At 55.0% G+C, this 21298-nt stretch carries 16 protein-coding genes; 11 read left to right on the top strand and 5 right to left on the bottom strand.

Annotation, left to right across the window (positions count from 1 at the left end; all coding sequences use genetic code 11):
• Positions 1-34 precede the first annotated feature (34 nt).
• Together ACF8D4_RS05285 and ACF8D4_RS05280 are read left to right on the top strand one after the other, a co-directional pair.
• A complete protein-coding gene (locus tag ACF8D4_RS05285) occupies positions 35-1003 on the top strand; it encodes an ABC transporter substrate-binding protein (protein ID WP_264920444.1) in 969 nt (322 codons plus the stop codon).
• Positions 1000-2790 carry a diguanylate cyclase domain-containing protein gene (locus tag ACF8D4_RS05280; RefSeq protein WP_392464726.1) on the top strand — a complete coding sequence of 597 codons (1791 nt, stop codon included), beginning with the start codon at positions 1000-1002 and terminating at the stop codon, positions 2788-2790. Before ACF8D4_RS05285 ends, ACF8D4_RS05280 begins: the two co-directional genes overlap by 4 nt.
• 31 nt (positions 2791-2821) lie before the next feature.
• Here the strand turns inward: ACF8D4_RS05280 and ACF8D4_RS05275 are convergent, their stop codons facing one another.
• Positions 2822-3625, bottom strand: a complete 804-nt coding sequence (locus ACF8D4_RS05275; RefSeq protein WP_025010073.1) for an ABC transporter substrate-binding protein — start codon at positions 3623-3625, stop codon at positions 2822-2824.
• Positions 3626-3799: 174 nt separating this feature from the next.
• On the opposite strand from ACF8D4_RS05275, the gene ACF8D4_RS05270 reads away from it, so the two are divergent.
• Positions 3800-5131 (top strand): hemolysin family protein, encoded by a 1332-nt coding sequence (locus tag ACF8D4_RS05270; RefSeq protein ID WP_025889658.1) that lies wholly within the window; start codon positions 3800-3802, stop codon positions 5129-5131.
• 375 nt (positions 5132-5506) lie between these two features.
• Here ACF8D4_RS05270 and ilvY read toward each other — a convergent pair whose 3' ends face one another.
• Positions 5507-6379 (bottom strand): HTH-type transcriptional activator IlvY, encoded by an 873-nt coding sequence (ilvY, locus tag ACF8D4_RS05265; RefSeq protein WP_392464725.1) that lies wholly within the window; start codon positions 6377-6379, stop codon positions 5507-5509.
• 148 nt (positions 6380-6527) lie between these two features.
• Here ilvY and ilvC point away from each other — a divergent pair, with 148 nt between their 5' ends.
• The 6 genes from ilvC (at position 6528) to ACF8D4_RS05235 (ending at position 15058) form a co-directional block, all read left to right on the top strand.
• Positions 6528-8009 carry a ketol-acid reductoisomerase gene (gene ilvC, locus ACF8D4_RS05260; protein WP_392464724.1) on the top strand — a complete coding sequence of 494 codons (1482 nt, stop codon included), beginning with the start codon at positions 6528-6530 and terminating at the stop codon, positions 8007-8009.
• Positions 8010-8421: 412 nt separating this feature from the next.
• Complete coding sequence (gene ilvG / locus ACF8D4_RS05255; RefSeq protein WP_392464722.1) at positions 8422-10098, top strand: acetolactate synthase 2 catalytic subunit; 1677 nt, start codon at positions 8422-8424, stop codon at positions 10096-10098.
• On the top strand, positions 10095-10352 hold the full coding sequence (gene ilvM, locus ACF8D4_RS05250) for an acetolactate synthase 2 small subunit (protein WP_025889838.1): 258 nt from the start codon (positions 10095-10097) through the stop codon (positions 10350-10352). Before ilvG ends, ilvM begins: the two co-directional genes overlap by 4 nt.
• 36 nt (positions 10353-10388) lie before the next feature.
• Positions 10389-12245, top strand: coding sequence for a dihydroxy-acid dehydratase (ilvD, locus tag ACF8D4_RS05245; RefSeq protein ID WP_096142462.1), 1857 nt, complete (start codon positions 10389-10391; stop codon positions 12243-12245).
• Position 12246: 1 nt separating this feature from the next.
• Positions 12247-13800 (top strand): threonine ammonia-lyase, biosynthetic, encoded by a 1554-nt coding sequence (gene ilvA / locus ACF8D4_RS05240; RefSeq protein WP_045283243.1) that lies wholly within the window; start codon positions 12247-12249, stop codon positions 13798-13800.
• A gap of 127 nt (positions 13801-13927) precedes the next feature.
• Positions 13928-15058: an alanine--glyoxylate aminotransferase family protein gene (locus ACF8D4_RS05235; RefSeq protein ID WP_044735365.1), complete on the top strand. Its 1131-nt coding sequence runs from the start codon at positions 13928-13930 to the stop codon at positions 15056-15058.
• Between the two features lie 43 nt (positions 15059-15101).
• On the opposite strand, the gene ACF8D4_RS05230 is transcribed toward ACF8D4_RS05235, so the two are convergent.
• Both ACF8D4_RS05230 and creD read right to left on the bottom strand, forming a co-directional pair.
• On the bottom strand, positions 15102-15869 hold the full coding sequence (locus tag ACF8D4_RS05230) for a phosphatase PAP2 family protein (protein WP_044735363.1): 768 nt from the start codon (positions 15867-15869) through the stop codon (positions 15102-15104).
• A 168-nt stretch (positions 15870-16037) separates the two neighbouring features.
• Positions 16038-17459, bottom strand: coding sequence for a cell envelope integrity protein CreD (gene creD, locus ACF8D4_RS05225; RefSeq protein WP_025010066.1), 1422 nt, complete (start codon positions 17457-17459; stop codon positions 16038-16040).
• Positions 17460-17731: 272 nt separating this feature from the next.
• On the opposite strand from creD, the gene ACF8D4_RS05220 reads away from it, so the two are divergent.
• The gene (locus tag ACF8D4_RS05220) at positions 17732-18697 is read left to right on the top strand and encodes a DUF3187 family protein (RefSeq protein ID WP_037436802.1); all 966 of its coding nucleotides are present in this window, start codon (positions 17732-17734) and stop codon (positions 18695-18697) included.
• Positions 18698-18760: 63 nt separating this feature from the next.
• Here ACF8D4_RS05220 and ACF8D4_RS05215 read toward each other — a convergent pair whose 3' ends face one another.
• Positions 18761-19015 carry an accessory factor UbiK family protein gene (locus ACF8D4_RS05215; protein ID WP_025010065.1) on the bottom strand — a complete coding sequence of 85 codons (255 nt, stop codon included), beginning with the start codon at positions 19013-19015 and terminating at the stop codon, positions 18761-18763.
• Positions 19016-19277: 262 nt separating this feature from the next.
• Between ACF8D4_RS05215 and rep the strand changes: the two genes are divergently transcribed.
• Positions 19278-21290: a DNA helicase Rep gene (rep, locus tag ACF8D4_RS05210; RefSeq protein ID WP_107006331.1), complete on the top strand. Its 2013-nt coding sequence runs from the start codon at positions 19278-19280 to the stop codon at positions 21288-21290.
• Positions 21291-21298 lie beyond the last annotated feature (8 nt).

The raw sequence follows: 21298 nt of genomic DNA, 5'->3' as shown, positions 1-21298 counted from the left end.
GCTGACGGTTTTTCTAAACTACCCGACCAAGGTATTGGCTCAAGCTCAGCCGTTACGGGTTAGCTTTATTAATCCAGGCTCTGCTCAGGAGAGTTTCTGGGGCGATATAGATAAGCTGATGTTGGTGGCGGCGGCCGAGCTCAACATTGAGTTGGAAATACTGCATGCCAACAGGGATCATTTCAGGATGATAGCCCTGGCACAAGAGTTGGCGGCTCGCGAGCTATTGCCCCGGTATGTCATTTTGGTCAATGAAAAAAATGTTGCCGCAAAAATGCTGGCAGCCTTTGAAGGGCTACCCTTTAAAACGCTGCTGCTGCTCAATGATATTGAGCCCAAGGCGCGTCATTCGTTGTTGCAGGAGCCTTATTGGCAGCAGCATTTGCTGCCACCATTGGTTCCGGACAATGAACGAATAGGTTTTCTGACCGCCCAGGCGCTGTTAATGCAAATGGGGAATAAGCGGCAGGGCAAGGTATTATTGATCTCAGGTGACAAGGGAACACCGGCGTCTATCGAACGGACTCAAGGGGCTTTAAACGGTTTTCGGCAGGCGGGGATAGAACCGCTGCAACTCGTCTATGGTCACTGGCAAGAACAGAGAGCCAGGGCGCAGACCCAGGTGTTGCTGAATCGTTACCCTGGGCTGGAAGGGATTTGGACCGCCAATGATCATATGGCCTTTGGTGCCATTGCGGCATTGGAGGACAAGGGGCTCAGGCCTGGAGAGGATATTTTCATCGCCAGTATCAATACTTCCTCCAAGGTACTTGATTGGCGTAGTCAGGGGCACATCAGTGTCTTGGGCGGCGGTCATTTGCTGGCGGGGGCAGAGGCGCTCAGGCGCATCCGTGACGACAGCGAGGCCAGGCCATGGAATGAGAAGGTTCCCCCAATGTTCAGGCTTCTGGTGCCGGGCACTGAGCCTTTCAATCTACTCGAGCAACGAAATTGGCGGGCACTGCTCGCCTGGTACCAACAGACATCGGAAGTAACGCATTGAAACAAAGCTCCGTCATCAGTCACAAGATGACCCTGGTTATCATAGGTGTCAGTTCATTTTTTGCCTTGGTGACCATGGCGGCCCAGCTGTTCTGGAACTATCAGGATGGTGTTGAAGGCAGCAATCGCAGGTTACATGAATATGTCGAGGCAAATCTGCCCGGCATGGCGCAGGCCATTTGGGATGTGGACCATAAGCTGCTGCGGGACATACTGATTGGCATAGGCATGCAGCCCTATGTTTCCGGCGCGTCTTTGTCCAGTGCCGACGGGATTGCCCTGCAGGTGGGAAATAATCAGGCCCAGGATAATGAGACCTTTCTGTTTCCAATCATCTACCGTCAGCAACAGATAGGTGAGCTCAAGGTTCAGCGCAGCCGCAACCAACTCTATTATGAGTTGTGGCGACAGATGATTCTGATCGTCGTGGGTAATGGCTTGAAAACCCTGCTGATGATCTATGTGATCCTGACGCTTGTACGTAGCCTGGTTACCGGAAGATTGGCGGCACTGGCCGCATACGTCAACCGCATAGATTTGGGGCAACCGCGAAAAGTGCCCTTGCCCGATGCGGTTGGTGCGGCGAATCAGGATGAAATTGGCAGTGTCGCCCGCGCCATAGAGCAGATGTATCGACGTATTAGAACCGATTTTGCCCGCAAACGTTGGCAACAGAGACATCTGGCCCGGGGGCAAAGGCAGTTGTCTGAGTTGGTAGAGCTAAGCCATAAGGAGCTGGCTTGGCAGGCCAGAGCCAATGAGTTGTTGGCGGATCTGTCATTACAATTTTTGAAGTTGCAGCCGGGAGAAGTCAATCAGGCCCTGGCCGATGTTGGCCGTCAGATTGCCGAATTGTTTGCCGTCGAACGGGTCGCCTTGTTGGAGATAAAAGAGCAGCAACTCTGCTACCGCAGTGTCTGGAGCCGCCGGGGTGACCCTCAGGCTTCACGCTACATAGATATCAGTGAGTTGAATCGTTTTTCAGAGCAGCTCAACTCCCGCCAGATGATGGTGGTGGAAGATGTGGAAACCCTGAGGCCAGAGGCGGATGCGGAATATCGTCTGCTCAAGCAGTTGCAGTTACGTTCCCTGGCACTGTTTGCCATTACCGATGGTCACGATCTGTTGGGGGTATTGTCGCTGAGTAATGGTCAATCACCTCAGCCGTGGCCACAGTCCCGCCGTGCCATGCTGACCCAGTTTGCCGCTGCGCTCAATGAACTCTTGGTCAGGGAGCGCAGGGACTTGCAGATGCTGGGGCTGCAGCGGGAACTGTTGGGGCTGAATCACAAGCTCAAGCAGCTGTCGGAAACCGATGAACTTACCGGGTTGGCCAATCGCCGCCCCTTTACCGAATCTCTGGCGCGGCTGCTGGCCTCGGAAGAAGCCGGTGCACTGATCATGCTGGATGTGGATTACTTCAAGGCCTTCAACGACAGTTTCGGTCATCCGGCCGGTGACAGTGTGCTGCAGCGCCTGGCGCAGACCATGCAAAAAGCGCTTCCTGAATCAGCCTTGTTGGCCAGGGTCGGCGGCGAGGAATTTGCTCTGGTCTTGCCGGGAGTCGACCGCCGGCAAGCCAAGGATTTGGCTGAAACCCTGTTGAATCGAGTCAGGGCGTTGCAGATCTCTCACGCAGCATCGCCCGCAGGCATAGTCACCATAAGTCTTGGGCTGGCACTTCTGCCCCGGGATGAACAGGATTTGAGTGAGGTTATTCGAGTGGCAGACAAGGCGCTTTATCAGGCCAAGCATTTGGGACGCAACACTTGGTTTCTGTCGGAATAACACTTGGTTTCTGACGGAGTAACGCGGGGGATCAGTGGCCGGTGAATGTTTGCAGTAACAGCTGCAGTTCGCCACTTTTTTCCAATTGGGTTACACCGGTATTGAACTCTTCCAGCAGCGCCATCTTGTGTGGGCTTTGCCTGGAAACCAGCATATAGAAGGGTTCTGGCCGAGTGTTGGGAATGGCTTGCGTTGCCAGCCCTATGACCTGTGGATCGCGATCCATCAGTTTCAAGGTGCCGCTGAAAATCTCCAGTCGTGCCAGAAAGAAGTCACACCGGCCCCGGATCAATAATTCGGGGATCAACGGCAGATCTTTGCTCAGGGACAATGGCTGAGAGTTGTCCCAACCGAAGTTACGATAATTGAAACCGCGAATGCCGCAAACTGTGCCCAGCTGTGCCAGCTCGGTCAGTGAGTTGAACCTCAAGCCCTGCGGGAAACGACGCTTGAGAAAGACCACCCCTGGGGTGAGATAGTAATAGGAGCGCGACAGCAGGAACTTTCGCCGTCGCTCGGGATTGGCCGAGGCGCTCATGGCAGCGTCTATCTTGCCCTGTTCCACTTCCAGCATGCACCTTGGCCAGGGAAGGGTGATGATTTGCAGCTGCCAGCGTGGTGGCGTAAACAGCCGATAAAGCAGCTGAATGTCATAGCCGTCACTATCGTGGGTCTTGTAACCATCGACTCTGGAAAAGTAATTGAAGGGGGGAAATTCAGACTCTTCGACACATATCCTTAACTTAATGCCGTTAGAGTCTTCTTCAGCCATTGAAACCGGTGAGATAAGCATCACTGTCAAAAATGCCGCAAACGGATATAATGTGAACTTCATTCCGGTAAAAGAGGCCTGCAATGGGTTTCTTGGAGTATAGCAAAGCCACTCAATTCGCAATGTAAATGTCCATACCGGTAACCAGTTCGCCTTTCTGACCTCCCAGTCATTCCATTTTCAGGCCTGGATAAGGGCACGGCATAGAAGCGCTTTGTAACTAACCTAAGGTGTTGTATGAGTTTATTCGATAATTTGGTGATTATCTTTTGCCTGATCGGAACTAGCTGTTTTTTTTCCATGTCTGAAATTGCTCTGGCAGCATCCCGTAAAATCCGTTTACGGCAGATGGCCGAGGAGGGAGACTTGCGCGCCGAAAAAGTATTGGCGTTGCAAACCACTCCGGGCAGTTTTTTCACCGTAGTGCAGATTGGTCTCAATGCCGTCGCCATCATGGGGGGGATTGTCGGTGAGTCTGCTTTTACCCCTTACTTCGCAGCGGCTTTGGCCCATGTGATCCCTCAGGCTTGGGTCGGACAGCTAAGCTTTGTGTTGTCCTTCGTGCTGGTGACCAGCCTGTTTATTCTGATTGCCGACCTGATGCCAAAGCGGGTCGCCATGGCCTTACCGGAGAAAGTGGCGGTTAACTTGGTGAACCCCATGCTGATATGCATCACCCTACTGCGCCCCTTTGTGTGGATCTTCAACGGCATGGCCAACGGTATCTTCAAGCTATTGCAGATCCCCACTGCCCGCAATGATGAGATCACCCCGGACGATATCTACGCCATCATGGATGCCGGTGCCGAGGCCGGTGTGTTGGATAAGGGCGAACAGCAGATGATAGAGAATGTGTTCGAGATGCAATCTGTCAGTGTTACCTCTGCGATGACCGCCCGTGAGAGCCTGGTGTATTTTCTGCTGCAGGATGACGAAGACACTATCAAGAAAAAAATCGCCGAAGATCCGCACAACAAGTTTTTGGTCTGTGATGGTCAGCTTGACAATATTAAAGGGGTGGTAGACGCCAAGGAGCTGCTGATCCGGGTGATCAACGGTCGCAAGATAGATTTGAAAGATACCTCGTTAGTGCGCAGCAGCCTGATCATTCCCGACACCCTGAGCCTGTCGGAAGCCATGGAGTACTTCCGTCATCACAGGGCCGACTTTGCCGTGGTGATGAATGAATACGCCCTGGTGGTGGGGATAGTGACTACTGACGATCTGCAAAGTGCGGTAATGGGCGCCTGGTCGCTGCATGAAAGTGAAGAGCAGATAGTGCCCCGCGACGCCAACTCCTGGCTGGTGGACGGGGTGACGCCGATAACCGACGTGATGCGTGCCTTTGGTATTGAGGAGTTCCCGCAAAACCAAAACTATGAAACCATCGCCGGGTTTATGATGTACACATTACGCAAGATCCCCAAGCGCACCGACTCGGTCAACTACGCAGGTTATAAGTTTGAGGTGGTGGACATAGATGCCTACAAGGTAGACCAGTTGCTGGTTACCCGCCTCTTGCCTCAGGAAGATCAACTGCCCAAGGATGAAGAGTCACTCGATATTTAAGGCAAGCTTAAAGGGCGTGGCATACAGACCATAGACTGAGTTATGCATTTTGCAGAGGGCTCAGTCATAGGCGGTAAAGCACGCCCGACTTTCCAAGCCGAGCTTAGGGAAGGTGCGAATAAGTCCTCGCGGCACTCTGGCTTACACAGCAATTGGCATTCAAGGCATCTGACTGAAGGCATGCCGGGGCCTGTCGAAGTCGGATAACGCAGAGAGCCGATTGCTGTGCAAGCCCCGAAGGGCGTGGCTTACAAGCCTGCCTGCTGTGTTGTGCTTCTTGCAAAGGACTAGGGCCATTTGCTGCGAACCACGCCTTGTATCCAGGCCTGTAAGCCGACGCAGAGCACGCATGGGACTTGTTTGCACCTTCCTTAGCTAAATCACTTCCAGAAACGCACTCACCAAGGGATCCTGGCGCCGCTTGGCCTTGCAGCAGCACCCCAGTTCAAAGGGGGCTATCTCGGCCGGTGAGGCCAGGATTTTTATCCTCTCGCCCAGTGGACTGTTGGCTACCACGACATCCGGAGTGATGCTGACACCGCAGCCCAGAGCCACCATGGGCACTATCGCCTCGTGGCCCGATACCTGGGCATAGATATTGGCCTTGATCCCCATCGCCTTGAACCAGCGCTCGGCCCGTAAACGCCCGGGGCCGTGGTCTGGCACGATAAAGGGCAGTTGCTCCCAGGGAATAGGATTTTGCGCCAGCAGCGACTGCAACTGACAGTTGATGGTGGGCGCGATAATCGACAGTGGCACCTCTCCTATGGGGGCAAAGTGCAGACTCGGCGGAAAGTCCTGCGGCAGAGCGGCGATGGCGATATCCGCCCTCTGCTGCTGAATTTCCTGCACCGCATCGGCGGCATCACCCGTGGTGAGTTTGATATCGACCAGGGGCTGCTGGCGGCGAAACTTATCCAATAGGGCCGGCAGGTGGCTGTAGGCGGCTGTGACTGAGCAATAGAGTTGCAATGTGCCCCTCAGCAGCTTTTGCTGCGGATCCAGCTCGCGGCGCAGCTCCTGCCACTGAGTCAATGTCTGGCTGGCGAAGCGGCGAAAGGCTTCGCCTGCGTGGGTCAGGGTAACGCTGCGGTTGTCCCGCTCCAGCAGCTTGCTGCCCACTTCATCTTCCAGCCTTTGCAAGGTGCGGCTTAAGGTTGAAGGGCTGACATGCATCCGGGTGGCGGTGCGGGAAAAATGCAGGGTGTCGCAGAGATCCAGATAGAGTTTTATCGCCCGAATATCCATGCCGTTTTGCCTCTCTTATTATTGCGTTTTGTGCAACATGACATGCCGAATATATCATTTCAAGCAATTTAAACCATGGGCTATAGTGATTTGCATCACTGAGCCGTTTCGGCTTGGTCCCAGGAATTCGGTTAAACAGGTGGCTAAGATGGCAAATTACTTCAATACCCTGAATCTGCGGCAGCAGTTGGCACAGCTGAGCCAGTGCCGTTTTATGGAGCGCAGCGAGTTTGAAAACGGCTGTGACTATATCAAGGACTGGAATATTGTCATCCTTGGCTGTGGTGCCCAGGGGCTCAATCAGGGGTTGAACATGCGTGACTCAGGGCTGAACATCGCCTATGCCCTGCGCAGCGAAGCCATCGCCGAGAAACGCGCCTCCTGGCAGCGAGCCACCGAAAACGGTTTCAAGGTAGGCACCTTCGAAGAGCTGATCCCCGGGGCCGATCTGGTACTGAACCTGACACCTGACAAGCAGCACACTCCTGTGGTCAATGCGGTAATGCCCTTGATGAAGCAAGGTGCGACCCTGTCCTATTCCCATGGCTTCAACATAGTGGAAGAGGGGATGCAGGTGCGCCCGGACATTACTGTCATCATGGTGGCGCCCAAGTGCCCCGGTACTGAAGTGCGTGAGGAATACAAGCGTGGCTTTGGGGTACCGACACTGATCGCAGTGCATCCTGAGAATGATCCCAATGGCGACGGCCTGGAGATAGCCAAGGCCTATGCCAGTGCTACCGGCGGCGATCGCGCCGGCGTGCTGCACTCCTCGTTTATCGCCGAGGTGAAGTCTGATCTGATGGGCGAGCAGACCATTCTCTGCGGCATGCTGCAGACGGGAGCGATTCTGGGTTATGACAAGATGGTGGCCGATGGCGTTGAGCCGGGTTATGCCGCCAAGCTTATCCAGCAGGGCTGGGAAACCATCACAGAGGCGCTCAAGCATGGCGGTATCACCAATATGATGGATCGCCTGTCCAACCCGGCCAAGATCAAGGCGTTTGAGATTGCCGAAGAGCTTAAGGTGTTGCTGACTCCGCTGTTTGAAAAACATATGGACGACATCATCAGCGGCGAGTTTTCCGCCACTATGATGGCCGACTGGGCCAATGACGACGCCAATTTGCTGCGCTGGCGTGAAGAGACCAATAACACCGGCTTTGAAAAGGCGCCGACCTGCGCCGAGCAGATAGATGAGCAGACCTATTTCGACAAGGGGATCTTCCTGGTGGCCATGATCAAGGCCGGGGTGGAACTGGCGTTCGATACCATGGTGGATGCCGGGATCATCGAAGAGTCGGCCTATTACGAGTCGCTGCACGAGACGCCGCTGATTGCCAACACCATAGCCCGCAAACGCCTCTATGAGATGAACGTAGTGATCTCGGATACCGCCGAATATGGCTGTTACTTGTTCAACCATGCCGCCGTGCCGCTGCTGCGTGACTATGTTAACGCCCTCTCTCCCGAGGTCCTGGGCGCCGGTCTCAAGGATTCGGGCAATGGGGTTGATAATCTGCGTCTGATCGAGGTCAACGAAGCGATTCGTCATACGGCCGTCGAATATGTCGGTGCCGAACTTCGCGGTTACATGACTGAAATGAAAAAGATAAACCTGCAAGATTGACGTAAACGTTAGCTTAATTGCCGCCGGCGGCAATTAAGCTGTTTAGGCGAGCCATTGCCGAGGGTGCCATAGCCAGGCCAAGTTGGAAGATTTTCAGGTTGTGAATTTTTTTGTTGTGTTCTGAAAACACTTTATGGTAATGGTTAATAAGTGCGCTGCCAAAGGGCTCGCCAAGCAGATAAATTGAATACAGGAAACTGTCTGAGAAATGTTTAACTTAAGCGCCAAGCTCCTCCTCGTGATTATTACCGTCGTGATTATTCCATCACAGCGGGGGCGGCTCGTGGCGCGACGACAGACCAGATAGGGTCAGAAATTGCAAACAAACCCCCCGCTCCGAAAGGACCGGGGGGTTTGTCGTTTCAGGGCCATTGAAAACTTAAACAGCAGCAAAAATAGGCGAGATAACAAGATGGAACAAGGGCAGAAGATCAGCGGCAGTGAAGCAGTTATCAAGGTATTGGCCGCCCATGGGGTGAACACGGTTTTTGGTTATCCCGGCGGCGCCATCATGCCTATCTACGATGCTCTCTACGACAGCCAGGTCGAACATCTGCTCTCCCGTCATGAACAGGGCGCCGCCTTCGCCGCCGTCGGTTATGCCCGCTCAAGCGGCAAGACGGGCGTCTGCCTGGCCACCTCGGGTCCGGGGGCGACCAATCTGATCACCGCCTTGGCCGATGCGCTGTTGGACTCAGTGCCGCTGGTGGCCATCACGGGCCAGGTTTCCACCTCCGTGATAGGCACAGATGCCTTTCAGGAGATGGACGTGCTGGGCATGAGCCTGTCATGTACCAAACACAGTTTTATGGTGACCCGCGCCGATGAACTGGTTGCTACCCTGTACCGCGCCTTCGAAATCGCCGCCTCCGGCCGTCCCGGTCCTGTGCTGGTGGATATCCCCAAAGATATCCAGCTTGCCCAAGTAGAATACAAGGCGCCGTTGCAGGCGGTGCCCGATGAGCCGGAGCTGGACCAGGCGGCTTTGACGGAAGCCAACGCCTTGCTGGCGGCCGCGCGCCAACCCATGTTGTACGTCGGTGGCGGTGTCGGCATGGCGGGCGCAGTGGAGCCGCTGCGGGCCTTTATTCAGCGTAGCGGTATTCCTTCGGTGGCAACGCTCAAGGGGCTGGGCGCCATAGCCCACGGCACTCAAGGTTACCTGGGCATGCTGGGGATGCACGGCAACAAGGCCGCCAATCTGGCGGTGCAGCAGTGCGATCTGCTGCTGGTGGTCGGTGCCCGTTTCGATGACAGGGTCACGGGTAGGCTGGAGAGCTTTGCCAGCAAGGCCAAGGTGATCCACCTGGATATCGATGCCGCCGAACTTGGCAAACTGCGCCAGCCGGATGTGGCCATGGATGGGGACTTAAGAAGCATATTGACGCAACTGGCGCCGCAAGCGCTGCAGATAGCGCCCTGGCAGGCGGAAGTCGAGCATCTGCGGGCGCTGCACCAGTGGGATTACGCCCATCCAGGCTCACTCATCTATGCGCCGGCCATGTTGCGCCGTCTGGCCAACAAGCTGCCGAGCGACTCTGTGGTGAGCTGTGATGTCGGCCAGCACCAGATGTGGGTTGCCCAGCATATGCACTTTCGCCGCCCGGAAGATCATCTTTCCAGTGCCGGGCTTGGCACCATGGGCTTTGGCTTGCCGGCGGCCATAGGCGCGCAGATGGCAAGGCCGGATGCCACTGTGGTCACGGTTTCCGGCGATGGCTCTTTCATGATGAATGTGCAGGAGCTGACCACCATCAAGCGTCGTAAACTGCCGGTGAAGATACTTTTGATAGATAACCAGAAGTTGGGCATGGTGAAACAGTGGCAACAGCTGTTTTTTGAAGAGAGATACAGCGAAACCGACCTGTCCGATAACCCCGACTTTGTTACCCTGGCGTCCTCCTTCGATATCCCCGGACGCACCATCTACTCGGCCGATGAGGTTGAGCAGGCACTGGATGAGATGCTCAGTGCCAAAGGCCCCTTCCTGCTGCACGTCGCCATAGACGATGCCTTTAATGTCTGGCCGCTGGTTCCCCCCGGCGCCTCCAACTGTGAAATGATGGAACAAACGGAGAAGCGATCATGATCCATAATCTGGAATTGACCCTGGAACAACGCCCCGAAGTACTGGAACGTGTATTACGGGTAACCCGCCACCGCGGCTTTACCGTCCGCGATATGCATATGACACTGGCCGAGGATCAGCGCCTGCAGCTGGCAATGGCAGTCGACAGTGACAGAGCCATAGAGCTGCTGAGTCGTCAGTTGACTAAGCTGGTAGACGTGGCCCGCTGCACTGTGCGGCCCGCAAGCTGCCTCTCCCGTACCGTCAACGGCTAACCAAGAATCATCAGAATAAGCGTAAGGAATTGAGCAATGCCCAAACTCAGATCAGCAACCAGTACCGAAGGCCGCAACATGGCCGGAGCCCGAGCCCTTTGGCGTGCCACTGGGGTTAAGGAAGGCGACTTCGGTAAGCCCATTATCGCCATTGCTAATTCCTTCACTCAGTTTGTCCCCGGTCATGTGCATCTGAAAGACATGGGCTCTCTGGTGGCATCGGCCGTCGAAGAGGCCGGCGGCATCGCCAAAGAGTTCAACACCATAGCGGTCGATGACGGCATCGCCATGGGTCATGGCGGCATGCTCTATTCCCTGCCTTCCCGTGAACTGATTGCCGACAGCGTCGAATATATGGTCAATGCCCACTGCGCCGATGCTCTGGTGTGTATCTCCAACTGCGACAAGATCACCCCCGGCATGTTGATGGCGGCGCTGCGGCTCAATATCCCCGTTGTATTTGTTTCCGGCGGGCCTATGGAAGCGGGCAAGACCAAACTGTCCGATAAACTTATCAAGCTGGATCTGGTGGATGCCATGGTGGCGGCGGCCGATGACAGGGTATCCGATGCCGACAGCGAGAAAATCGAACGCAGCGCCTGCCCAACCTGTGGCAGCTGCTCCGGCATGTTTACTGCCAACTCGATGAACTGCCTGACCGAGGCGTTGGGGCTGTCGCTGCCGGGCAACGGCTCCATGTTGGCGACCCACAGTGATCGACGCGAACTGTTTCTGGAGGCGGGCAGAAGAGTGATGGCGCTGGCCAAGCGTTACTACTCGGATGATGATGCCTCGGTATTGCCGCGCAATATCGCCAACTTCAAGGCGTTCGAGAATGCCATGACCTTGGATATCGCCATGGGCGGTTCTTCCAACACTGTGCTGCACCTGTTGGCGGCGGCTCAGGAAGCCGAAGTGGATTTCACCATGACGGATATCGATCGTCTCAGCCGCAAGGTGCCGCACCTTTGCAAGGTGGCACCTTCGACCCCCAAATACCATATGGAAGATGTCCACAGAGCCGGTGGCGTAATGGGGATCTTGGGTGAGCTGGAACGCGCCGGTTTATTGCATACGGATGTTAACCATGTGGCTTCCGATGATGGCTCACTTGAGTCTGTGTTGGCCAATTATGATGTGATGCGCACCGAGTCTGCGAAGGTAAAAGACTTCTTTCGCGCCGGTCCCGCGGGGATCCCTACTACCCAGGCCTTCAGCCAGGATTGCCGCTGGCCATCACTGGATACAGATCGCCGCGAAGGTTGTATCCGCAGCCGCGAGTTTGCTTTCAGTCAGGAAGGGGGCTTGGCGGTACTGTCCGGTAATTTGGCCGAGCATGGCTGCATAGTGAAAACCGCCGGGGTGGATGAATCCAACCTTAGGTTTAAAGGCGTGGCTAGGGTATATGAGAGCCAGGACGAGGCCGTTGCCGGGATCCTCGGCGGTGAAGTGGTCGCCGGGGATGTGGTGGTTATTCGCTACGAAGGCCCCAAAGGTGGCCCTGGCATGCAGGAGATGCTTTATCCCACCAGTTACCTCAAGTCCCGCGGTTTGGGCAAGGCCTGCGCCTTAATCACAGATGGCCGCTTCTCCGGCGGTACCTCAGGGCTGTCCATAGGCCATGTGTCACCGGAAGCCGCCTCAGGGGGCACTATCGCCTTGATTGAAAATGGCGATGCCATTGAAATCGATATCCCGGCCCGTAGCATCACGCTTAAGCTGAGCGATGCTGAGCTCGCCCGGCGCAGTGAGGCGATGCAGGCCAAGGGGCCTTTGGCCTGGAAGCCTTTGGCACGGGTGCGCCCTGTGTCGCTGGCGCTCAAGGCTTATGCCATGTTGGCCACCAGTGCCGACAAGGGCGCCGTGCGCGATCGCACTAAGTTGGAGGGCTAGTATGTTGGCGCTGGCATCCAAGAGTCAGCTGTCGCTGGCCAACTATTATCTGCAGAAGATCCTCTTGTCCCATGTCTATGATGTGGCGCGGGTTACCCCGCTGTCGAGTCTGAACAAGCTGTCGGCCCGCCTGGGCTGCCAGGTGTTTCTCAAGCGCGAGGATATGCAACCGGTACACTCGTTCAAACTGCGCGGCGCCTATAATCGTATCGCCGCCTTGAGCCCCGTTGAGTGCGAAAACGGAGTGGTATGTGCCTCGGCCGGTAATCATGCCCAGGGCGTTGCCATGTCGGCCTCGAGCCGCGGGGTCGACGCCGTGATAGTGATGCCAACCACCACCCCGGACATCAAGATAGATGCGGTGCGCCGCCTCGGCGGCAATGTGGTGCTTCATGGACAGTCGTTCGATCAGGCCAATCAGTATGCCATGTCACTGGCCCAGGATGAGGGGCGGGTGTTTATCCCCCCCTTCGATGATGAGGCGGTGATCGCCGGGCAGGGCACGGTTGCCCAGGAGATGCTGCAGCAGCAAAGAGATCTTGAAGTGGTGTTTGTGCCAGTGGGTGGCGGTGGCTTAATCGCCGGCATTGCCGCTTACTACAAAGCCGTAATGCCTGAGGTGAAGATCATCGGCGTCGAGCCGGAAGATGCCGCCTGTCTCAAGGCAGCGCTGGAAGCCGATGAACCTGTGACGCTGGAGCAGGTGGGATTATTTGCCGATGGGGTGGCGGTTAAGCGTATAGGTCAGGAGCCTTTTCGATTGGCGCGGGAATATGTCGATGAAGTGGTGACTGTCAGCTCGGATGAAATCTGCGCCGCGGTCAAGGATATCTTTGAGGATACCCGCGCCATTGCCGAACCGGCCGGTGCTTTGTCGTTGGCCGGGCTGAAAAAGTATGTCGGTGATAAGGGCAAGGGCGAGAAACTGGCGGCGATTCTCAGCGGGGCCAATGTCAATTTTCACAGCCTGAGATATGTGTCTGAGCGCTGCGAGCTGGGCGAGCACAAAGAGGCGGTGCTGGCAGTGACCATTCCGGAAAGGCCGGGCTCTTTCCTGCATTTTTGTGAGCTGCTGGAGCGGCGGGTGATGACTGAGTTCAACTACCGTTTCAGCGGGCGCGATCGCGCCGTGGTCTTTGCCGGGATCCGTCTTAGCGAAGGTATCAGCGAGCTGCAGGCGATTATCTCATCTCTGGAGAGTGCCGGTTTTGCGGTGCAGGATCTTTCTGCCGATGAGGCGGCCAAACTGCATGTGCGTTATATGGTGGGCGGCTTGCCACCCGAGCCTTTGGAAGAAAAACTGCTCAGCTTTGAATTCCCGGAGCATCCCGGAGCCTTGCTGCAGTTTCTCACGACGTTGAAGAGCAAGTGGAACATTAGTTTGTTTCATTATCGCAACCATGGCGCCGCCTTTGGGCGGGTGCTGGCCGGCTTTGAAGTGCCCAAGGCCGATGAAGCCGCCTTTGGCCAGTTTCTGGATGAGTTGGGGTTTGTCTGTCAGGACGAGACGGATAACCCCGCCTACCGGCTGTTTCTGGCGCGTCCAGGCCAGTGAGATCCTGAAAGGGAACAGGTCGACTGTCTTCGCCAAAAGCAGGGGCAGTCCGGCGGCCAGTTTTATGCTATGGTCTTGAGTTATTATTCTAATCCGTACCCTGAAACCTCTTGTAAGGAGAGCCAAGATGTTTGCTGCACCCTCGGTTAGCGCTTTCAACCCTCCCCGCCGGATCCTGATGGGCCCCGGCCCTTCGGATGTCTATCCTCAGGTATTGGCGGCGCAGTCGCGGCCGACGGTCGGGCATCTGGATCCTCTGTTTGTGGCCATGATGGATGAGCTCAAGAGCCTTATTCAATATTCGTTTCAAACCCGTAACGAGATGACTATAGCGGTATCTGCCCCGGGCAGCGCCGGTATGGAGACCTGCTTCGTCAACCTGGTGGAGCCGGGCGAAAAGGTGATTGTCTGCCGTAACGGGGTGTTTGGCGACAGAATGCGCCAGAACGTCGAGCGGATTGGCGCCGAGGCGGTGATGCTGGATTTCGAATGGGGCACAGCGGTTGACCCAGAAGTGGTGGAAGCCGCGCTGAAGGCGCATCCCGATGCCGCCTTCCTGGCCTTTGTGCACGCCGAAACCTCCACCGGCGCGCTTTCCGACGCCAAAACGCTGTGCGCCCTGGCGCGTGAGCACGGTTGTCTGTCGATTGTCGATGCCGTAACTTCCCTCGGTGGCGTCGAGCTCAGAGTCGATGATTGGGGCATAGATGCCATCTATTCCGGCAGTCAGAAGTGCCTCTCCTGTGTGCCTGGGTTGTCTCCCGTGTCCTTCTCACCGGCCGCTGTGGCCAAACTCAAGGCGCGCAAGAGCCCGGTGCAGAGCTGGTTCCTGGACCAGTCCCTGGTGATGGGTTATTGGAGCGGTGATGGCAAGCGCAGTTATCACCACACAGCGCCTGTTAATGCCTTGTACTCACTGCACGAAGCGCTGCGGTTACTGGCCGAAGAGGGGCTGGAAAATGCCTGGCAACGTCACCGGGATATGCACCTTTTGCTGCGTCAGGGGCTTGAGTCCATGGGGCTCGAATTTGTGGTGGCCGAGCAGAGCCGCTTGCCGCAACTCAACGCGGTTTATATCCCGCAAGGTGTCGATGATGGCGCCGTGAGAAAGCAGCTGTTGGATAACTATAATCTGGAGATAGGTGCCGGCCTCGGCGCCTTGGCCGGAAAGGCTTGGCGTATCGGCCTGATGGGTTACGGTGCCAGACGGGAAAATGTTGCCCTGTGCCTGCGGGCCCTGGCCGAAGTGCTCAACTGATCCTATAGATAAACGCCCCGTTCAATGACGGGGCGTTTTCGTTTCAGCCTTTACTCACAGCCCCTGTGAACCAAGGTTCCAGGCGGCGATAGCTGTGGCTGCCGACATAGATAGCCAGGGCCGACAATATTCCTCCCAGCAGGGTCGAGGTCAATACATCGACACTCCAATGCATCCCCAGCAACATACGGCTCAGCCCCATCAACAGCGCCCAGCAGATAAGCAGCGCCGGAAGCCAGAGATTGTTGTGCCTCAGCAGAAAGAAACTGCTGCACATAGTCAGGGTCACGGCAAAAATGGTGTGGCCGGAGGGAAAGGAAAACCCAGTTTCTATCTGCCAGTGGCGCTGGATCTGTGCCGAGATGGGCATATCCAGCGGTGATACCCCGGGAAGAACCTGTGCCAGCAGTTCCCTGCGGGCGTACTTGTCTATGCTGTAGAACTCCTTGATATCCAGATGCTGCTGGTGGGACAGCCATTCGATATAGGGCCGGGATTCTGCAAATACCAGCTTGAGCTGTTCATTGAGCAGCAAACACAGCACCAAGCCCAGCGAAGTGCAGAACATCATCTTCAGCCAGCTGCCCCTTGGCAGGATAAAAAAGCTGATGGCAAACACCAACAACACGGTGCTTACGCCCCAGGGCGCCGAACCGGACACGGTTAACCAGTACCAAAACTGAGCGGCGGCGCTATCGAGATTGAGCCAAGGGAAGAGCGGCTCTGACAGGGAAAACAGCGCCAGCGGCAAGCTGAGCAGAAACAGCCAACAAATGGCCAGAGAGGTCAAAGGGACGGCTGCATATTTCATTAATACACCCTTATCGGAACGGATAAACCGCCATTGTGCCAGAGGGGAGGAACGCGGCAAGCATTAATGGCGTCCTCCGTCGAAGTAGGCCCTTTGGGCGGCAGTTTGTCAGCACACTTGTAAAAAAACGGCTGCCCAAGTGTGGCAGCCGTTGGTTGGCAGTAAATACTACTCTTCAATTTGTTGGTGACGGGTGAGGTACATTAGCACCAGCATGATCAGTACCAACAGTCCGGTTCCCATCAAGAGGGCGTAATCTTCCAACTGGAGTATGGAGTAGAGTACGCCGTAGAGACTCGCCAGCATGGCCGCAACTATAGCTCCTTGGCGTCGACTGCCACTGGCACTGGCGACATAAAGTGGAATGCTGAGCAGGGGAACCGCCGCGGCCACCAGATAAGCGGTTAAAAACAGCAGGTGTTCTGACAGCGACAGCAGCAATAGATAGAAGAGGCACATGGCGCCACCCACCATCAGATACTGTACTGCGCTGAGGCGTGACTTGTTGCCCAGCTCGAAGATCAGCAGCAGTATGTAGGTCAGTAAGATAAAGAGTATGCCGTACTTGAGTGACCTTTCTATCTTGCCGTAGTGAGTCACGGGTTCGAACAGGGTAACACTGGCACTGATCTCGGTAAGATCCCGGCCATCACTGGCGCGGAATACCTGAGGGAAGTTACGACTCAGATGGCTTATCTGCCAGTTGGCATCAAAACCTTCAGTGCTGAGATTACGGCTGGCGGGCAGGTAACCCTGGAAGCTGGGATGCGGCCAATCGGCATGGATATCTATCTGGCTCAGTTCCGCCAGCGGTAGTACCTCCAAGCCTTCAGAACCCCTGAGGCTGAGCTGGAAGGTCAGTTGATATTCACCTTGGCTCGGATCCAGCGCTATGGTGCGATGAAAGCCGCGGCCAAGGCCGCCTGTGTTATCCAGGCCTGTACCTGACATCAAGCTGGGCATGCCCTGCTCTCCAGCCAGATTAAAACGGCTGACAGTCTCAATAGCCTGGTTGGCTGAAACGCCGAACACCAGCCGGGCCTGGTTATAATCAAAGCCGAGTAAGCCTGGGATATTGACCTTGGGCAGTTCGAAGTTGGCCTGACCCTTGACTTGTCCCAGATATACGAGTGACTGATAGATACCGCGATGGCGGAATTCGTGCTGCAGACCGGCATCCAGTGTCATGCCTTTGGGCAGGATCAAGAGTTCATCGCTGTAAACCTGGCGACTGCGGTGCTGTTTGCCGTCGATATTGCTGTCGGAGATCACTTCATAGCGAAACGGCAGTACCAAAACCGGACCGGCCAAGGTTTGGGAATCGCCCCAGGTGTGGCCTATCTCGCGCACCACTTGGCGATAGAGGCTTTCTCTGTCCTGGCTGAGATCCTGGATCATCCCAAGCGGTATCAATGACAACAGGCCCACCATGGCCACAGCAAAGAGTTTGAGCGTTAATTTGGATTTGAATTGAGGCAGCGCCGCTTGGCCGTTTTGTTTCTTCATCACGCTTTTCAGCAGCAGATAAGCCCCGAAACCCATGGCACCAAGAAAGGCCAGCGCTACCACCAGGACGATAATTTCAAACATGAGGTATGTTCCTTTAACCTATAGTGGCAGTATTAGAACAGATTTGACCTGACATATCATGACAAGTCACTGATCAATAATGGCGAAATTATGGCACGGCCCTTTTTGCCCCGGTCTGATTTGGCTTCTTGGATGTTATGCTCAAGGGATTCTGCTGTTACTGTCACATTTATTATGACAATGTGGTCGTGATTGAATCATCTATAATGAGTGTGAATCAATGCTGCAGTCATTTAAAATAACCGCCTATACAATCTGCTGTGAAGATACCTATGAAGAACTTTTCCAAAATCTGTTGGTTGCCGTTTTTTTTCAGTTTGCCCCTGCATGCTGAACTGGCCGATTTTGATGACTATGGGCCGCTGCGGGTCTATGCCCAGTCTCCCCTGCAATCCAGTAGCCTGGCCCCCATGTTGCGCTCGGGCTTTTCCATGGCTGAGGGACAAAAAGAATGGTATCTGACCGGTAACATCGCCAGTGTGTGGGCCGAGACGGACGATTATCTGGCCGATTACTATCACAACTCCTTAACTGGTGGTCTCAAGTGGCAAATCGATGACCGTTGGATGCTGGACGCCAATTACACTTGGCGTTTCAGTGGCAATAACCACTTGGATTCGCTGACCATGTGGTTCCACGATTCCTTCGGTTTCGATCAGAACGGTCGTGAGCATCAGCCGCGAAACCAGAATCAGATTTACTCCAAGCAACACGGTATCGACCTCAGTGATTTTGGCGGCAAGACGATGAATAACGCCTTTAACGTCTATCTGGGGTATCAACTGCTGCAAAATGAGCACCACGGCCTGTCTGTGGGGGGCAGCCTGTATTACAACTATGTGGGCTCGGGGCCTTTTGCCAATGAGAACTTTGAACAGGCGTTGCAGCTTAATTACAGCTATCGCAACGGACGGCACAACTTCCATTCAACACTCGGTCTGAGCTTCCGTCAGGACGAAGAGGTGTTGTCGGATGTGCCCTATAAGTCCAACGCTTTGATGGTCGGCCTGGGCTATGAATACCGTGTCGGGCGTCATGGCTGGATGCTGGAGTATCACAGATACGAGGGAATGGCCGAGTCGGATGACGACTTCTCTGAAGCCTCAAATGAAGCCTTGCTGGGCTACCGTTATTATCTGGATCGCAGCGCCATAGAGTTCACTGTGATTGAAAACTTCCTCAACATGGATAACAGCACGGATATCGCCTTTACTCTGGGCTATCGGCATATGCTCTAATTTAGCCGTGTTAAAACATAAGGCCGCTCATGAGCGGCCTTATCCATTTTGGGGGGAGATGTATTACTCTGCCTGTTCAGCCTTGGCTTCCAGTGCCTCGACTCTGGCTTGCAGGGCTTCCAGCTTTTCGCGGGTTTTGAGCAATACATGCTGCTGCACTTCAAACTCTTCCCGGGAGACCAGATCCAGTTTCAGCAACTGGTGTTGCAGTACTTGCTTGCTGCGCTCTTCAAACTCGCCGGCAAATTGCTTCAGCCCTGAAGGCAGGTTTTCGCTCAGCTGTTTGGCCATTTCTTCAATTTTCTTGGGGTTGATCATCTCTTTAATCCACTGGCAAGGTTTTAACTGATTGTAACTTATAGGCCGTACTGAACCCAAGGTTAACCTAAGGAAGGTGCGAACAAGTCCCATGTGTGCTCTGCGTCGGCTTACGGACCTGGATGCAAGGCGTGGTTTGCAGCAAATGGCCCTAGTCCTTTGCAAGAAGCACTTCCCTAAGGGGATTTTGGGGCTGCCTCCGGCACTGATTCTGGTATGATCTCAGCCTCTAAACCTTCCTTATGTGAGATATCGATAACCCATGAAGCTCAATCCTGCCCAGAATGAAGCCGTCCATTATGTTTCCGGTCCCTGCTTGGTATTGGCTGGAGCCGGCAGTGGCAAAACCCGGGTTATCATCAACAAGATAGCCCATCTGGTGCAGAAGTGTGGTTATCAGGCCAAGCATATCGCCGCTGTGACTTTTACCAACAAGGCAGCACGGGAGATGAAAGAGCGGGTGGCTCAATCCATGGGCCGTAAAGAAGCCAGGGGGCTGTGGATCTCTACCTTCCATACCCTGGGGTTGGAAATCATCAAACGTGAACACAAGACTTTGGGCCTAAAGGCCGGGTTCTCTCTGTTTGACGATCAGGACACCTTGGCTCTGCTCAAAGAGCTGACCCAGGACGAGCTACAGGAGGACAAAGATCTGCTGCGGGCGCTGGCGACCATGATCTCCAATTGGAAGGGGGGCTTGGTGATCCCGGATCATGCCAGCAAGATAGCCAAGGGTGAACAGGAACAACTGTTTGCGCTCCTGTATCAGCGTTACGCCCAGCATATGAAGGCATACAATGCGCTGGATTTTGACGACCTTATCCTGCTGCCGACCCTGTTGCTGCGGCATAACGCCGATGTCAGAGCCCGTTGGCAGGCGAGGATCCGTTACCTGTTGGTAGATGAATATCAGGATACCAACACCAGCCAGTATGAACTGGTTAAATTACTGGTGGGAGAGCGGGCACGTTTTACTGTGGTGGGCGATGATGACCAGTCCATCTACTCCTGGCGCGGTGCCAAGCCACAAAACCTGGTGCTGCTGGGTAAAGACTTTCCCGAGCTCAAGCTCATTAAGCTGGAACAAAACTATCGCTCCAGTCAGCGAATATTGCGGGCGGCCAATATTCTGATCGCCAACAATCCCCATGTGTATGATAAGTCGCTGTTCAGTGAGTTGGCCTATGGCGAGCCGCTGCGGGTACTGTTTGCTGCCAACGAAGAGCAGGAAGCGGAGCGGGTGGTGGCCGAAATCATTCGCCACAAGTTTATGGGCAAGACCAGTTATGGCGAGTACGCCATTCTCTATCGGGGAAATCACCAATCCCGTTTGTTGGAGCGGGCGCTGATGACCAACCGTATTCCCTACAAGCTCAGTGGTGGCACCTCATTCTTTGCCAGAGCCGAAATCAAGGACATCATGGCCTATCTGCGCTTGGTGGTGAACCCGGATGACGACAATGCCTTCTTGCGTATCGTCAACCTGCCCAAGCGCGGAATTGGCCCGGCAACTTTGGAAAAACTGGGGAATTTTGCCAATCAGAAGCATATCTCCATGTTTGAGGCGATTTTCGACGCTGAATTGAACCATCATCTGCCACCGGCGGCCATGGGCTCACTGTATGAGTTTGGTCGTTTCATTGTCGATACCGGTGAAATCGCTCAGCGTGGTGAAGGGGTTGATGCCATCAAGCAGTTGATCCGCAAAATCAACTATGAAGACTATCTCTACGAAACCAGTGCCAGCGCCAAGGCGGCCGAGATGCGGATGAAAAATATCTCCGAGCTGTATCGCTGGGTGACAGAGATGCTGGCCGGTGACGATCTGGATGAACCCATGAGCCTGCCCGAAGTGGTCAATAGGCTGACGCTCAGGGACATGATGGAAAGAAACAATGAGGATGAAGGCGGCGATCAGGTGCAGTTGATGACACTGCACGCCTCCAAGGGGCTGGAGTTCCCCTATGTGTTTATGGTGGGAGTGGAAGAGCGGATTCTGCCGCATCAAACCAGCATAGATGAGGACAATGTCGATGAAGAGCGGCGTCTGGCTTATGTTGGCATCACCCGGGCTCAGAAAGAGCTGTGGTTTATGCTTTGCCGTGAGCGGCGCCAATTCGGCGAAACCATGCGTTGCGAACCCAGCCGCTTTTTGATGGAACTGCCTCAGGACGACCTTATCTGGGAAAACCGCAAGCCGCAGCAGAGTGAGCAGCAACGGATGGAAACCGGCAAGGCCAATATTGCCAACCTGCGGGATATGTTCAAGAAGTAAGCCTTGGC

The organism is Shewanella sp. YQ_9 (assembly GCF_043103185.1).
Classification (GTDB): Bacteria; Pseudomonadota; Gammaproteobacteria; order Enterobacterales; family Shewanellaceae; genus Shewanella; species Shewanella algae.
This window is presented reverse-complemented; position numbering and strand designations above follow the sequence as displayed.

What these genes read in the sequence shown, in the direction of transcription:
- ACF8D4_RS05235 (WP_044735365.1), top strand. Translation starts at nt 13,928, where the DNA reads ATGTTTGCTGCACCCTCGGTTAGCGCTTTCAACCCTCCCCGCCGGATC.
- ACF8D4_RS05215 (WP_025010065.1), bottom strand. Translation starts at nt 19,015, where the DNA reads ATGATCAACCCCAAGAAAATTGAAGAAATGGCCAAACAGCTGAGCGAA.
- ACF8D4_RS05230 (WP_044735363.1), bottom strand. Translation starts at nt 15,869, where the DNA reads ATGAAATATGCAGCCGTCCCTTTGACCTCTCTGGCCATTTGTTGGCTG.
- rep (WP_107006331.1), top strand. Translation starts at nt 19,278, where the DNA reads ATGAAGCTCAATCCTGCCCAGAATGAAGCCGTCCATTATGTTTCCGGT.
- ACF8D4_RS05220 (WP_037436802.1), top strand. Translation starts at nt 17,732, where the DNA reads ATGAAGAACTTTTCCAAAATCTGTTGGTTGCCGTTTTTTTTCAGTTTG.
- ACF8D4_RS05270 (WP_025889658.1), top strand. Translation starts at nt 3,800, where the DNA reads ATGAGTTTATTCGATAATTTGGTGATTATCTTTTGCCTGATCGGAACT.
- ilvM (WP_025889838.1), top strand. Translation starts at nt 10,095, where the DNA reads ATGATCCATAATCTGGAATTGACCCTGGAACAACGCCCCGAAGTACTG.
- creD (WP_025010066.1), bottom strand. Translation starts at nt 17,459, where the DNA reads ATGTTTGAAATTATCGTCCTGGTGGTAGCGCTGGCCTTTCTTGGTGCC.
- ilvG (WP_392464722.1), top strand. Translation starts at nt 8,422, where the DNA reads ATGGAACAAGGGCAGAAGATCAGCGGCAGTGAAGCAGTTATCAAGGTA.
- ilvA (WP_045283243.1), top strand. Translation starts at nt 12,247, where the DNA reads ATGTTGGCGCTGGCATCCAAGAGTCAGCTGTCGCTGGCCAACTATTAT.
- ilvD (WP_096142462.1), top strand. Translation starts at nt 10,389, where the DNA reads ATGCCCAAACTCAGATCAGCAACCAGTACCGAAGGCCGCAACATGGCC.
- ilvC (WP_392464724.1), top strand. Translation starts at nt 6,528, where the DNA reads ATGGCAAATTACTTCAATACCCTGAATCTGCGGCAGCAGTTGGCACAG.
- ACF8D4_RS05275 (WP_025010073.1), bottom strand. Translation starts at nt 3,625, where the DNA reads ATGAAGTTCACATTATATCCGTTTGCGGCATTTTTGACAGTGATGCTT.
- ilvY (WP_392464725.1), bottom strand. Translation starts at nt 6,379, where the DNA reads ATGGATATTCGGGCGATAAAACTCTATCTGGATCTCTGCGACACCCTG.